Source organism: Isoptericola sp. NPDC056605 (assembly GCF_042792795.1).
Taxonomy (GTDB): domain Bacteria; phylum Actinomycetota; class Actinomycetes; order Actinomycetales; family Cellulomonadaceae; genus Isoptericola.
In genome coordinates this window covers 56,369-69,601 of the sequence record NZ_JBHTVT010000007.1, presented here as the reverse complement: position 1 = coordinate 69,601, position 13,233 = coordinate 56,369, and the positions used below count along the sequence as shown (strand labels likewise).

12 protein-coding genes are annotated in these 13,233 nt (G+C 74.4%); 6 read left to right on the top strand and 6 right to left on the bottom strand.

Translation table 11 applies throughout. The features are described from left to right. The first annotated feature begins 146 nt into the window (after positions 1 to 146). Positions 147 to 1,661 carry a glycerol kinase GlpK gene (glpK, locus tag ACFQ8Y_RS09435; RefSeq protein WP_430550631.1) on the top strand — a complete coding sequence of 505 codons (1,515 nt, stop codon included), beginning with the start codon at positions 147 to 149 and terminating at the stop codon, positions 1,659 to 1,661. 198 nt (positions 1,662 to 1,859) lie between these two features. Here glpK and ACFQ8Y_RS09430 read toward each other — a convergent pair whose 3' ends face one another. The 3 genes from ACFQ8Y_RS09430 to ACFQ8Y_RS09420 are packed head-to-tail and all read right to left on the bottom strand — an operon-like array spanning position 1,860 to position 4,121. Beyond that, complete coding sequence (locus ACFQ8Y_RS09430) at positions 1,860 to 2,720, bottom strand: EamA family transporter (RefSeq protein ID WP_430585299.1); 861 nt, start codon at positions 2,718 to 2,720, stop codon at positions 1,860 to 1,862. Between the two features lie 50 nt (positions 2,721 to 2,770). Further along, positions 2,771 to 3,403 (bottom strand): TetR/AcrR family transcriptional regulator, encoded by a 633-nt coding sequence (locus ACFQ8Y_RS09425; RefSeq protein ID WP_430585298.1) that lies wholly within the window; start codon positions 3,401 to 3,403, stop codon positions 2,771 to 2,773. Next, positions 3,387 to 4,121 (bottom strand): hypothetical protein, encoded by a 735-nt coding sequence (locus tag ACFQ8Y_RS09420; protein ID WP_430585297.1) that lies wholly within the window; start codon positions 4,119 to 4,121, stop codon positions 3,387 to 3,389. The genes ACFQ8Y_RS09425 and ACFQ8Y_RS09420 overlap by 17 nt, the downstream gene beginning before the upstream one ends. A 62-nt stretch (positions 4,122 to 4,183) precedes the next feature. Here ACFQ8Y_RS09420 and ACFQ8Y_RS09415 point away from each other — a divergent pair, with 62 nt between their 5' ends. Continuing rightward, entirely contained in the window at positions 4,184 to 5,518 is a 1,335-nt protein-coding gene (locus tag ACFQ8Y_RS09415; RefSeq protein ID WP_430550773.1) for an alpha/beta fold hydrolase, read from the top strand. A 28-nt stretch (positions 5,519 to 5,546) separates the two neighbouring features. On the opposite strand, the gene ACFQ8Y_RS09410 is transcribed toward ACFQ8Y_RS09415, so the two are convergent. Then, positions 5,547 to 5,927 (bottom strand): YybH family protein, encoded by a 381-nt coding sequence (locus ACFQ8Y_RS09410; protein ID WP_430585296.1) that lies wholly within the window; start codon positions 5,925 to 5,927, stop codon positions 5,547 to 5,549. 116 nt (positions 5,928 to 6,043) lie between these two features. Here ACFQ8Y_RS09410 and ACFQ8Y_RS09405 point away from each other — a divergent pair, with 116 nt between their 5' ends. From ACFQ8Y_RS09405 to ACFQ8Y_RS09395, 3 genes are all read left to right on the top strand, one after another. Further along, complete coding sequence (locus ACFQ8Y_RS09405) at positions 6,044 to 7,912, top strand: FAD-dependent oxidoreductase (RefSeq protein ID WP_430585295.1); 1,869 nt, start codon at positions 6,044 to 6,046, stop codon at positions 7,910 to 7,912. Between the two features lie 141 nt (positions 7,913 to 8,053). Further along, complete coding sequence (locus ACFQ8Y_RS09400; RefSeq protein ID WP_430550637.1) at positions 8,054 to 8,845, top strand: ABC transporter ATP-binding protein; 792 nt, start codon at positions 8,054 to 8,056, stop codon at positions 8,843 to 8,845. Positions 8,846 to 8,954: 109 nt separating this feature from the next. Next, positions 8,955 to 10,253 carry a hemolysin family protein gene (locus ACFQ8Y_RS09395; RefSeq protein ID WP_430585294.1) on the top strand — a complete coding sequence of 433 codons (1,299 nt, stop codon included), beginning with the start codon at positions 8,955 to 8,957 and terminating at the stop codon, positions 10,251 to 10,253. 9 nt (positions 10,254 to 10,262) lie between these two features. Here the strand turns inward: ACFQ8Y_RS09395 and ACFQ8Y_RS09390 are convergent, their stop codons facing one another. Then, positions 10,263 to 11,129: an alpha/beta fold hydrolase gene (locus ACFQ8Y_RS09390; protein ID WP_430585293.1), complete on the bottom strand. Its 867-nt coding sequence runs from the start codon at positions 11,127 to 11,129 to the stop codon at positions 10,263 to 10,265. A 91-nt stretch (positions 11,130 to 11,220) separates the two neighbouring features. On the opposite strand from ACFQ8Y_RS09390, the gene ACFQ8Y_RS09385 reads away from it, so the two are divergent. Further along, positions 11,221 to 11,700 carry a CGNR zinc finger domain-containing protein gene (locus ACFQ8Y_RS09385; RefSeq protein ID WP_430585292.1) on the top strand — a complete coding sequence of 160 codons (480 nt, stop codon included), beginning with the start codon at positions 11,221 to 11,223 and terminating at the stop codon, positions 11,698 to 11,700. A gap of 16 nt (positions 11,701 to 11,716) precedes the next feature. On the opposite strand, the gene ACFQ8Y_RS09380 is transcribed toward ACFQ8Y_RS09385, so the two are convergent. After that, a complete protein-coding gene (locus tag ACFQ8Y_RS09380) occupies positions 11,717 to 13,198 on the bottom strand; it encodes a helix-turn-helix domain-containing protein (RefSeq protein ID WP_430585291.1) in 1,482 nt (493 codons plus the stop codon). Positions 13,199 to 13,233 lie beyond the last annotated feature (35 nt).

Below are 13,233 nucleotides of genomic sequence, written 5' to 3'. Positions count from 1 at the left end.
CCCGGGGGGGCCGGCCCCGGGCCGCCGGGGGGGGGGTGGGTCCGCCGCCCCCGGGGGCCCTTTAAACCCCTCACCCCCCCCCCGGGCGGGCCCCCCGGCCCCGCCCGGCACCCGCACCACCCACACCGACGTGAAGGGCAACCCCCATGGCTGACTACGTCCTCGCCATCGACCAGGGCACGACGAGCTCGCGTGCCATCGTCTTCGACCACTCCGGCCGGATCGTCTCCACCGGCCAGCTCGAGCACGACCAGATCTTCCCCAAGGCGGGATGGGTCGAGCACAACGCCGAGCAGATCTGGAGCAACGTGCGCGAGGTCGTCGGGCTGGCGCTCACGCGCGGCAACCTGGCGCACACCGACCTCGCCGCCATCGGCATCACCAACCAGCGCGAGACCGCCGTCGTGTGGGACAAGAACACCGGCAAGCCGGTGTACAACGCGATCGTGTGGCAGGACACCCGCACGCAGGCGATCGTCGACGAGCTCGGCGGCTCCGAGGGCGCCGACAAGTACAAGTCGATCGTCGGCCTGCCGCTGGCGACCTACTTCTCCGGCCCCAAGGTGAAGTGGATCCTCGACAACGTCGAGGGCGCGCGCGAGGCCGCCGAGAAGGGCGACCTCCTGTTCGGCAACACCGACACCTGGGTGCTGTGGAACATGACCGGCGGGCCCGACGGCGGCGTGCACGTCACCGACGTCACCAACGCGTCGCGCACCATGCTCATGGACCTCGACACCCTGAGCTGGCGCGAGGACATCGCCGCGGACATGGGCATCCCGATGTCGATGCTGCCCGAGATCCGCTCCTCCTCCGAGGTGTACGGGCAGGGCCGCCCCCGCGGCCTCGTGCCCGGCGTGCCGATCGCCGGCATCCTCGGCGACCAGCAGGCCGCCACCTTCGGCCAGGCGTGTTTCGAGACCGGCACCGCGAAGAACACCTACGGCACCGGCAACTTCATGCTCCTCAACACGGGCACGGAGAAGGTGCCGAGCAAGAACGGCCTGCTCACCACCGTCTGCTACAAGATCGGCGACGCCCCCCAGGTGTACGCCCTCGAGGGCTCCATCGCCGTCACCGGCTCCCTCATCCAGTGGCTGCGGGACAACCTCGGCATGTTCGAGGACGCCCCCGACGTCGAGTGGCTGGCCCGCAAGGTCGAGGACAACGGCGGCGCCTACTTCGTGCCGGCGTTCTCCGGCCTGTTCGCCCCGTACTGGCGCCCCGACGCCCGCGGTGCGCTCGTGGGGCTCACCCGGTACGTCAACCGCAACCACATCGCCCGCGCGGCGCTCGAGGCCGTGGCGTTCCAGACCCGCGAGGTCGTCGACGCCATGAAGCTCGACTCCGGCGTCGACCTCACCGAGCTCAAGGTCGACGGCGGCATGGTCCAGAACGAGCTGCTCATGCAGTTCCAGGCCGACCAGCTCGGTGTCGACGTCGTGCGGCCCAAGGTCGCCGAGACGACGGCGCTCGGCGCCGCCTACGCCGCCGGCATCGCCGTCGGGTTCTGGAAGGGCGAGGAGGACGTCACCGCGAACTGGGCCGAGGACAAGCGCTGGTCGCCGGCGATGGCCGAGGACGAGCGCGAGCGGCTCTACCGGTCCTGGAAGAAGGCCGTGACGAAGACCTTCGACTGGGTCGACGCCGACGTGCAGTAGTCCGTAGACCGAAACCTCGGTGCTGGCGCTGAGGGGACGGCATCGCTTCGCCCGGACGCGTTCACGGGCGCCAGGGCGCCCTCCACTTCGGGAGGGATACGTCCGGGCGAAGCGATGCCGTCCCCTCAGCTTGTCGTTTCGGTCTCCTGCACGTGGGGATGCTGCCTGCTGGTGCTGTGGACCGTGCGCGGGTGGTCGTCAGGGGCCGACGACGAGGAGCGAGGCGGCGAGGGCCAGGGCGAGGCCGAGGGCCTGGCGGCGGGTGAGCCGTTCGTGCAGGAGGGTGAGGCCCACCAGGACCGGGACCACCGGGTAGAGCGCCGACAGGGTCACTGCCACCGCGACGAGCTCGGTCCGCGCGGCGAGCAGGTAGCAGACGAGGGCCGCGGCGGCCAGGACGCCGCTGGAGGCCGCCGCGAGGCGCAGGGCCGGGGTGGGCGCCGGGCGCGGTTCTGCGGGCGGGCGCCGGAGCGCCAGGAGCGCGAGCCCACCGACGCACGCGACCGCCGTCACCCGGCCCGCGGCCACGGGCCAGACGCCCGAACCTCCTCCGGCCTGGGCGAGGGCGATGTACTGCACGCCGATGCCGACGCTCGCGGTCAGGCCGTCGCGCACCGCCAGGGCTTCCCCCGCCGGCGCGCCCGGGCCGCCCCGCGCGACCAGCCAGAGCGCGGGCAGCGCCAGCAGCACCCCGGCCCACGTCCACGCCCCGGGACGCTCCCCGAGGACCAGCGCCGCGGCGACGGCCGGCAGGGCGAGGCCGCCCACGGCGCTCACGGGCACCACCAGGGACATGGCGCCCCGGCTCATCCCCCGGAACAGCGCGACCATCGCGACCCCGGTGCCCATGCCGGACAGCCCGCCCCACAGCAGGTCGGCCGACGCCGGCCCCGTACCGCCCGCGAACGGCGCCGCGAGGAGCGTCGCGACGAGGCCTCCCCCCTGGCCCCAGAGCGCGACCCGGACGAACGGCATCCGCCGCGAGACGACGCCGCCCACCACGTCCGACACGCCGTACAGGAGCGCCGACGCGAGCGCGAGCAGGACGCCCACGTTCACCGGGGCGGACGGAGGGCGGGACGACGGCGGTGGCCGGGCACCCCTCCTGCCTAGCGGCGCGGCCCTGTGGTCGCATCCGCGGCTCCCCTGGGGTCGGCCAGGAACGCCCGCGCCGTGGCGAGCAGGAGGTCCCGCTCGCCGTCGACGGTGAAGCCGGGGTCGGTCGCGACCCGTTCGAGGAAGCCTCCGGAGAGCAGGGCGAGCCAGGAGGCGATCCGGGCGGGCGGGAGGTCGGCGCGGACCTCGCCCGTGGCCTGGCCGCGCTCGATCCACCGCAGGAGCAGGTCGCGCTGGGCGCGGTCGTCCGCCGCCAGGGCGTCGGCGACGGCGGGCAGGTGCATGACTCCCGCGACGGCGCGGACGAACCCGGGGATGCGCGGGTCGGCGGCGTCGTCGGCCCACGAGCCCACGAGCTCGAGGAGGACGGCGAGCGGGTCGGTGCGGCCCTCGAGGGCCGCCGCCTTCTCGACCGTGTCGGCCGTACCGAGCTCGAGGATCGCCAGGACCAGCTCCGTCTTGGTCGCGAAGTAGTGGAAGAACGTCCCCGACCCGATCCCCGCCTCGCGGCAGATCGCCGCCGTCGTCGCGCCCTCGTAGCCGCGCTCGGCCAGCACCGTCAGCCCGGCCAGGACGATCTGCAGACGGCGCGCCTCGTGCCGCTCCGGGTCAACCCTGCGCGCCACGGGCGTCCTCCGCGGCCCCGCCGCGGGCACCGACGCCGACCCTCCGCACCTGGAGCCGGTCGTCGCGGACGCGCGCCGCGAGGCCGTGGGCGGCGAGCGCCTCGTCGATCTCCGCCACCGCCGCGGCGTCCTTGCGCTCGGCGAGCCGACGGCGCAGCAGGGCGTGCTCGGCGGCCGAGAACCCGGGCCGGCCGTCCATCCACCGCTCGTACGCGCGCTCGTGCGGGTCGGCGTCGCGCCACGGCCATCCGTGCCCCTCGAACGCGGCCCGGAGCTCGTCGGGCCGCAGCGTGTCCGCGTCCAGGCGTTCCCGGGGGGCGCCGGTCGGGCCGAGCAGGACGAGGTACCGGCCGTCGCGGAAGACGTCGCCGACGTCGGCCCGCTCGACCCAGCCCTCCCGGTCGTCCGTGCGGTGCTCCAGGTGGTCGTCGGCGACGGTGAGCCGCAGCGCCTCCCCGACCGTGCTCAGCGCCAGGAGGACACCCCCCACCACGCCCAGCCCGCCGAGGACGGGCACGGACCAGACGAGGGGCAGGCCCGCGAGGAGCTCGACGGGGCCGAGGCTCGGCAACGGGGTGCTCTCGAGGACCCCGTGCAGCCACCGGGCGAGCGGCGGGAGCGCGAAGCCCAGCCCGACGCCGACGGCGACGGTCGCGAGCAGCAGGAGCAGCGGCACCCAGCGGGGCTGGCGCACCTCGGACGGAGCGGTGATCGGCACGGCACAATTGTTGGAGCACGCACTCCAATAATGCAACCCGGCCTACCCTTGCCCCCGTGAGCATCACCGGCACCGCGACCACCACGACCGCCTCGGCACCCACCTCGGTGCGCGCGTACACGCTCCCCGGCGTCCACGTCACCGACCGCACCCTCACGGTGCCGCTGGACTGGGCGCACCCCGACGACGGCCGCACGATCTCCCTCTTCGTCCGCGAGCTGGTCGATCCGCCGCGGAAGGCCGACGACCTGCCGCTGCTCGTCTTCCTCCAGGGCGGCCCGGGCGGCAAGGGACCGCGCCCGACCGGCCCCGACGGCTGGGTGGGCGAGGCCCTCAAGCGGTTCCGGGTGGTGCTGCTCGACCAGCGCGGCACCGGCCGCTCGACGGCGGTCCGGGCGGGTGCGCTCACCGCGCTGGGCCCGGCCGAGGCCCAGGCCGAGCACCTGGCACACTTCCGCGCCGACTCGATCGTCGCCGACGCCGAGCACGTGCGGACCACCGTCTACGGCGGCCGACGCTGGTCGACGCTCGGCCAGTCCTACGGCGGGTTCCTCACCCTCACGTACCTGTCGCGGGCCCCCGAGGGGGTGGCGGCGTCGTACGTCACCGGCGGCCTCGCCGGGCTCACGGCGAGCGCCGAGGACGTCTACCGCCGCACCCAGCCGCGCGTCGTCGCCAAGAACGCGCTCTACCGCGAGCGCTACCCCGACGACGTCGATCGCGTGGCACGCATCGCGGACCGGATCGCGGCGGGCGACGTCCGCCTGCCCGGCGGGGACCTGCTCACGGTCGAGCGGTTCCAGACCCTCGGGATGGCGTTCGGCATGGGGCCGGGCTTCGAGCGCGTGCACTGGATCGTCGACGAGGCGTTCGACCACGGGTCGGACGACCTGAGCGACACGTTCCTCGCCGAGGTCGAGGCCGCCACGGGCTTCGCCACCAACCCGATGTACGCCGTCCTGCACGAGTCGATCTACGCGCAGTCCGGCACCGGTGCCACGGCGTGGGCGGCGCAGCGGGTGCGCGAGGACGACGCGGCGTTCGACGCCGGCGCCCGCCCCCTGCTGTTCACCGGCGAGATGATCTACCCCTGGATGTTCGAGCAGCTCGCGGAGCTGCGCCCGTTCCGGCCCGCCGCCGAGGCGCTGGCGGCGCGCACCGGCTGGGACGACCTGTACGACCTCGACGTCCTCGCCCGCAACGACGTGCCGCTCGAGGCCGCCGTCTACCACGACGACATGTTCGTCGACGCGGGCCTCTCCCTGGAGACCGCCGCGCACGTCGGGAACGCGCGCGCCTGGGTAACCAACGAGTTCGAGCACGACGGCCTGCGCCTGGGCGACGTGTTCGGCAAGCTCCTCGCCCGCACGGACGCCCGCGGAGGCGCGCGCCCGTGACCGTGCGGGCGGGACGGCGTCGCGCCGCTCAGGGCGACGCCGTCCAGGCCTTCCCCGGCCAGTACGCCCACTCCTCGAAGTCGGTGACGCGTCCGTCGTCGGCGAAGCGCAGCACCCACAGGTCGCGGTACTCCTGCTCGTCGGGCGCGGTGTAGCGCACCTCGAGCCGGACGACGGCGACGTCGCCCTCGACGGCGACCGGCTCGGCCGTCATCGTGAACGCGGCGTCCTCGTCGACGGTCCAGAACCCGCGGATCGCGTCGTGGCCCACGAGCTCCTCGGCGTCGTAGGGCGAGCGCGCGTACCGCGCGTCGGGCGTGAACAGCCGCGCGACGGCGTCGGCGTCGCTGTCGCGCCACGCCGTCTCGTACCCGGCGACCCACCTGCGTACCGACTCCCGGTCCACCATCCACGCAGTATGACCTCCGCGCGGGTCGCTCACCCGGCCGGGACGTCGCTGCAGGTGGAGGGACATTTTCGCTACCGTGCGGTGCGTCGACCCCGAACCTCAGGAGCTGATCGCCGATGACCCACGACCCCGTGCCCACACCCCCCGCGCCCGAGGACCTGGTGCTCGAGGACCCCGTGCTCGAGACCGACGTCCTCGTCGTCGGGACCGGCCCCGCGGGCGCCTCGGCGGCCCTCTTCCTGGCGACGTACGGCACGCGCGTCATGGTGGTGACCAAGTACGGCCGCCTCGCCGACAGCCCCCGCGCGCACATCACCAACCAGCGCACGATGGAGGCGCTGCGCGACATGGGCCTCGAGGACGCGCTGCTGGCCGAGGCCACACCCTGGGACTCGATGGGCAACACGACGTTCTGCACGAGCCTGGCGGGCGAGGAGCTCGGCCGCATCCCGTCCTGGGGCACCGACACCGCGCGCCGCGCCCGGTACGAGCTGCAGAGCCCGTGCCCGATGGTCGACGCCCCGCAGACCATCACCGAGCCGATCCTCGTCCAGGCGGCGCAGGAGCGCGGTGCCACCGTGCGCTTCGACACCGAGTACGTCGACCACGTGCAGGACGCCGACGGCGTCACCACCACCGTCCGCGACCGGCTCACCGGGGCGACCTACCGGGTGCGCTCGCGCTACCTCGTCGGCGCCGACGGCGCCCGGAGCCGGGTGGCCGAGCACCTGGACCTGCCCTACGAGGGCCCCGGAGCGGTCGGCGGGTCCCTGAGCATCGTGTTCGAGGCGGACCTCTCCCGCTTCGTCGCCCACCGGCCGTCCGTCCTCTACTGGATGCTCCAGCCGGGCGCGGAGCGCGAGGGCGTGGGGCTGGGCGTGCTGCGCATGATCAAGCCCTGGAACGAGTGGATGGTCATGTGGGGCTACGAGGTCGCCGCCGGGCCGCCGGAGCTCACCGACGAGTTCGTGCGCGAGCTCGCCGTGAACCTCGTGGGCACCGACGACTTCGAGATGCGCGTGAAGTCGGCGTCCCCCTGGACCGTGAACCACCACTACGCCACGACCCTGGCGAAGGGGCGCGTCTTCTGCGTGGGGGACGCCGTCCACCGGCACCCTCCGACGAACGGGCTGGGCTCCAACACCTCGATCCAGGACTCCTACAACCTCGCCTGGAAGCTCGCCCACGTCGTCGCCGGGACGGCGGACCCGGCGCTGCTCGACTCCTACGACGCCGAGCGGGCACCGGTCGCGAAGCAGATCGTCGAGCGCGCCAACCAGAGCATCGCCGACACGGGCCGCATCCTGGCCGCGCTGGAGCTCGAGGACACGAGCGACCCCGCGCGGCTCGAGGCCCAGCTGGAGCTCCGCAAGGCGCCGGGCGCGGACGGCGAGCGGGTGCGCGCCGCGCTGCGCGAGGCGATCGCGTACAAGCAGTACGAGTTCGACGCGCACGGCGTGGAGCACAACCACCGGTACGCCTCGGGCGCGGTCCTGCCGGACGGCACGCCGGAGCCGGAGTACGCGCTCGACCCCGAGCTCTACGCCCAGCCCACCACGTGGCCGGGCGCGCGGATCCCGCACACCTGGGTGACCGTCGACGGCGCCCGGACGTCGACCCTCGACCTCGTCGGGCAGGGCCGGTTCGCCGTCGTCACCGGGATCGGCGGCGAGGCGTGGGTCGACGCCGCACGGGAGCTCGGCACGGAGCTCGGGCTCGACCTCACGACCGTCGCGGTCGGACCCGGCCGGCCCGTCGAGGACCCCTACGGGACGTGGGCGGACCTGCGGGAGACCGAGGACTCCGGGGTGCTCCTGGTCCGCCCGGACCTGCACGTCGCCGCCCGCCGGGCGAGCGCGCCCGCCACGGCGGCCGAGGCGCGGGAGTGGCTCGCGCACGCCCTGTCCGCGGTCCTCGGCCGGGGACCGGCCGTGGCGCCCGAGGGGCCCGAGGAGCCCGCAGAGGCGGTGCTGGCCGGCGTCTGACGATGCCGTCGTGACCACGCCGTGAGCAGTCCCGCCGCCCTCGGTCGCCGAGGGCGGCGGGAACCGCGGGGTACCGTCGTTCGTCGGACAACCGGGCCGGCCCCGTCGTCCGGCGCACGCACACACGAAGGTGACACCAGCATGAGCTCGACCTCCCCCACCCCGATCCTGCGCGCGACCGACCTGGTGGTCGGCTACGGCGGCCCCGCGATCCTGGAGGGGATCGACCTGGAGCTGCTGCCCGGTGCGGAGCCGGTGGGCGTGGTGGGCGAGTCGGGCGCCGGGAAGTCGACCCTGGTGCAGGCGCTGCTGGGGCAGCTGCGCATCCGCGAGGGGCACGTGACGTTCCAGGGCCGCACGGTCGCCAAGCTCGGCCGGCGGGACAAGAAGAAGTTCCGCGCGGCGGTGCGCACGGTCGCGCAGAACGGGCTCGACGTCGACCCGCGCTGGACCGTGGAGCGCGCCGTCTCCGGCGCCCTGACCGACGCCCGCAAGGCCGGCCGCGCCAGCGGCCGCACCGTGGCGGACCTGCTGGACGACGTCGCGCTCGAGCCGCAGCTCGCGAGGCGCGCCGTCTACTCCCTCTCGGGCGGGGAGAAGCAGCGCCTCGCGCTCGCGCTCGCGCTGGCCACCCGCCCCCAGGCGCTGCTCCTCGACGAGCCGCTCACCGCCGTCGACCCGGCGATGCGCGGCGAGATCGTGCGCCGGCTCACCGACGCCACCCGCGCCGAGGGCACCGCCGTGCTGCTGGTCTCGCACGACGTCGAGCTGGTCGGCCGGCTGTGCCCGACAGTGCACGTGCTCGCGGACGGCACGTTCGTGGCGTCCGGCCCGATGAACGACGTCCTGGCCGGCGGCACCGACGACGACGCGCACCCCGCCGTGCGCGGCCTCGCCGAGGCGGCTCCCCTGGCGGCGCAGCGCTTCCGCTGACCCGCCCGCCCGGTCCGTCGGAACCGGGCCGCACCGCGACGCGTTCACCGGGTGACGACACCGGGGCGACCGTCGGCGCCTCGGCCGGCGACCGACAGAGAGGACCCCGGTGGACGCGGACACCTGGTGGAACATCGCGCTCGTCCTGCTCTTCGTGCTCCTGGGCGGTGTGTTCGCCGGGACCGAGTTCGCGCTGGTCTCGCTGCGGGGCACGCAGATCGACCAGCTCGAGCGCAGCGGCCCGCGGGGGCGCCGGGTGGCGGCGATCGCCCGCGACCCGAACCGCTTCCTGGCGGCCGTGCAGATCGGCGTCACGGTGGCGGGCTTCTTCTCCGCCGCGTACGGCGCGTCCACCCTGGCGCCCGACGTCGCCCCGGCGCTCGTGTCCGCGGGGCTCCCGGAGGGCGCCGCGGCGACGGTCGCGCTCGTCGGCCTCACCCTCGTCATCGCCTACCTGTCGCTCGTGCTCGGCGAGCTCGTGCCCAAGCGGATCGCGCTGCAGCGCACCGCGCAGGTCGCGCTCGCCGTGGGCCCGCCGCTGGACCGCTTCGCCGTGCTGATGCGGCCCGTCATCTGGCTGCTGTCCCGGTCGACCGACGCCGTCGTCCGCCTGCTGGGCGGCGACCCGAGCCTGCGCTCGGAGGAGATCAGCGAGCAGGAGCTGCGCGACCTCGTCGCCGCCCACCCGGGCCTGCACGAGGACGAGCGGCGCATCCTCTCGGACGTCTTCGCCGCCTCGGAGCGCACCCTGGGCGAGGTGATGCGGCCGCGGGGAGACGTCGTCTTCCTCCGGGCGGACCTGTCGCTCGCCGAGGCCGAGGAGCGCACGCGCGACCTGCCCTACTCGCGGTACCCCGTCGCCGGCGAGGACGTCGACGACGTGCTCGGCTTCGTGCACGTGCGCGACCTCGCCCGCGGCGCGGGGGCGCCGTCCGGCACCCGGCGCACCGTGCGCGACGCAGCACGCCCGGTGCTCGACCTGCCCGCGACCGGACGGCTGCTGCCGACCCTCGCCGAGATGCAGCGCACCCGCACGCACCTCGCCCTCGTCGTCGACGAGTACGGCGGGACCGACGGGATCGTCACGCTCGAGGACCTCGTCGAGGAGCTCGTCGGCGACATCCGCGACGAGCACGACCCGCTCGCCGCGGTGCACGTGGCGGGTACCTACGACGCCGGCCTCACGATCGAGGACTTCGCCCGGCTCACCGGCGTCGAGCTGCCCGACGGCCCCTACGAGACCGTCGCGGGCTACGTCCTCGCCCGGCTCGGACGGCTCGCCGAGGAGGGCGACAGCGTCGTCGTCGACGGCCACGACGACGGCCATCACGACGGCGAGGACGACGGGCACGTCCTGCTGGTCACGGCGGTCGAGGATCGTCGCATCCGCGAGGTTCGCCTCGACTGAGCCGCACGGCTACGACAGCACGCGCCGGAGGAATCTGCGCAGGTAGCCCGCGACGACGTCCAGGTGGCTCTCGAGCAGGAAGTGGCCGCCGTCCACGAGGTGCACCTCCGCGTCCGGGGCGTCCCGGGCGAAGGCCTCCGCCCCGGCGGGACCGAAGATCTCGTCGTCACGGCCCCAGACCGCGAGCACCGGGATCATGCCGGTGCGCAGGAGCTCGTGCAGCCGCGGGTAGAGCGGGGGGTTGGTGGCGTAGTCGCGGAAGAGCGCGAGCTGGACGCGGTCGTTGCCCTCGCGGGACAGGAGCGCGAGGTCGTGCTCCCAGGTGTCAGGGCTGACGAGGCTCGGGTCGGGCACGCCGTGCAGGTACTGCCAGCGGACGGCGTCCGCGCCGAGCGCGGCGCGCACGCCCGGCTCGGTGGCGGGCCCAGGGTCCGCCGCGTAGGCCCAGAGGTCGGCCCAGAACGACTCGACGAAGCCGTCTTCGTAGCCGTTGCCCGACTGGGTGACGACGGCGGTCACGCGCTCGGGGTGTGCGAGCGCGAGGCGCCAGCCGACCGGCGCGCCGTAGTCGTGCACGTAGAGGGCGTAGCGGTCGAGCCCGAGGAGGTCGAGCAACCCCGACGTGAGCCCGGCGAGGGCGTCGAAGGTGTAGTCGAACTCCTCCGCCGACGGGGCGTCCGAGCAACCGAAGCCGAGGTGGTCCGGAGCGACGACGTGGTAGTCGTCCGCCAGCAGCGGGATGAGCTCGCGGAACATGAACGAGCTGCTGGGGTAACCGTGCAGCAGCACGATCGTGGGCGCGTCGGCACGGCCCGCCTCACGGTAGAAGATCTCGTGGCCGTCGACGACGGCCGTCCGGTGGTGGACCGCGCTCATACCTAACCCCCTTGAAGGACTGATCTGGTGAGCGACAGGCAAGCACGGGTGCGCTAACCTGTCAACGGCAACGATCCGGTTAGGGGGAGCCATGGACGCGCTGCTGGACCTGCTCAACAGCAGACCGGTGCTCGACGGCGTGGAGCACGACGCGCTCGCGGAACCGGGGGCCGGGAGCCGCTGGGCGCGCGAGCACGGGGGCGACGGCAGCGCCGCCGAGCTGGCGCGACTGCGCGACGTACGGGACGCCCTCGGCGGCATCGTGCGCGGCGAGCTCACCCCCTCCGTGCTGACCCCGCTGCTCCAGGGGGTCCACCGGATCCCGGAGCCCGCGGCCGACGGCCTCCGGTGGACGCTCGAGACACCCCGGCACGCCCGGCTCGCCGTCGAGCTCGTCCTCGCCTGGGCGGAGACCGAGCAGCGGACGCCTGGCCGGTTGCGCCCGTGCGCCAACGACGAGTGCCGGCTGTTCCTGCTCGACCACAGCCGCGCCGGACGCGCCCGGTGGTGCTCGATGGCGACCTGCGGCAACCGGGCGAAGGCGCGCCGCCACTACGAGCGCACGCACTGACCCGTCGCCACGGTCGTCATTGCACGACCTCGCCGGCCGGGGCGTGGCGCTGCAGGAACGCGAAGACGTCGGTGTCGTCGACGCCGGGGAACGCGCCGCGCGGCAGGGCCGCGAGCACCTGCTGGTGCATCCGCGCGCTGGGCCAGGCGACGCCGTCCCACCGCTCCGCGAGCTCGGCCGGCGGCCGCTGGCAGCACACCGGGTCGGGGCAGGTGGAGGCGTGCCGCACCTGGGTGTCGCGGCCGCGGAACCACTTCGCGTGCGCGTACGGCACGCCCACGGTGACGGAGAACTGCCGCCCGTCGGCCCCGGTCCCGGTCTGGACCGAGTCCCAGAACGTGCCCGCCGGGGTGTCGGTGTACTGGTAGGACTCGGTGGCGCGGTCGCGGCGCGTGAACGCCTCGCGCCCCGCCCACCAGCGGCACACGAGCTGCCCCTCGATGGCTCCCGTCACGTCCTGGGGCAGCGGCAGCCCGTCGTTCGCGTACCCGCGGAACAGCGCGCCGTCGTCGCCCACGCGCAGGAAGTGCAGTGGGATGCCGAGATGCACGGTGGCGAGGTTGGTCAGGCGCATGGCGGCGGCCTCGTGCGTGACGCCGAACGCGTCGCGGAAGTCCTCGACCGCCAGGTCCTTCTCGCGCTTGCGGCGCTGCAGGAACTCCACGGCCACCGACTGGGGGATGAGGCAGCTCGCCGCGAAGTACGTGATCTCCACCCGCTGGCGCAGGAACTCGGCGTAGCTCCGGGGCCGCTCGTGCCCCAGCACGCGGTGCGCGATCGCCTGGAGGGCGAGCGACCGCAGCCCGTGCCCGCCCGGGATGGACGCCGGCGGCAGGTAGATCCGGCCGTTCTCGAGGTCCGTGACCGACCGCGCCGAGCGCGGGAGGTCGTCCACGTGCAGGAGGGTCAGGCCCAGCTGCTCGGCCATGCGCGCCACCGTGCGGTGCGTGAGGGCGCCCGCCCCCGCGTACCCGGCGCGGTGGGTCAGCTCCTCGCCGAGCGCCTCGATCTGCGGCAGGTAGTTGTCCCGCTCCTGGCGTTCGTGGCGCAGCTCGGTGTTGGCGCGCCGCGCCTCCTCCGGGGTGGCGATCGCCTCCTCCTCGCGCCGCGACAGCTCGGTGTGGAGGCCGACCAGCTGCTCCAGCACCGGCATCGGCAGCTTCTGGCTGGGCTTGACCGACGGCAGGCCGAGCGCCCCGAAGAGCGGGCCGCGCTGCGCGCGCTCCAGGGCGATCTCCAGCTCGGCACGGCGCGACGGCGGCTCGTCGGCGAGCAGGTCGGGCACGGCCACGCCGACGGCGTCCGCGATGGAGCGCAGCAGCGACAGCCGCGGCTCGCGCCGACCGTTCTCGACCAGGGACAGCAGGCTCGGCGCCGAGCCCACCCGCTCCCCCAGCGCCTCGAGAGTGAGCCCGCGCGCCGTACGCGCGTGCCGGATGCGCCGGCCGAGGGTGATGAGGTCCGGGGAGTCCGCCCCGGCGGCGTCCTTGGCAGTCATGGTTTGACGCTACGTGAAGATCGGCAGATCTTCAC

Excerpts from the sequence above, each read along its gene's own strand:
- glpK (WP_430550631.1), top strand. The coding sequence starts at position 147 with ATGGCTGACTACGTCCTCGCCATCGACCAGGGCACGACGAGCTCGCGT.
- ACFQ8Y_RS09410 (WP_430585296.1), bottom strand. The coding sequence starts at position 5,927 with ATGGTGGACCGGGAGTCGGTACGCAGGTGGGTCGCCGGGTACGAGACG.
- ACFQ8Y_RS09405 (WP_430585295.1), top strand. The coding sequence starts at position 6,044 with ATGACCCACGACCCCGTGCCCACACCCCCCGCGCCCGAGGACCTGGTG.
- ACFQ8Y_RS09400 (WP_430550637.1), top strand. The coding sequence starts at position 8,054 with ATGAGCTCGACCTCCCCCACCCCGATCCTGCGCGCGACCGACCTGGTG.
- ACFQ8Y_RS09390 (WP_430585293.1), bottom strand. The coding sequence starts at position 11,129 with ATGAGCGCGGTCCACCACCGGACGGCCGTCGTCGACGGCCACGAGATC.
- ACFQ8Y_RS09385 (WP_430585292.1), top strand. The coding sequence starts at position 11,221 with ATGGACGCGCTGCTGGACCTGCTCAACAGCAGACCGGTGCTCGACGGC.
- ACFQ8Y_RS09380 (WP_430585291.1), bottom strand. The coding sequence starts at position 13,198 with ATGACTGCCAAGGACGCCGCCGGGGCGGACTCCCCGGACCTCATCACC.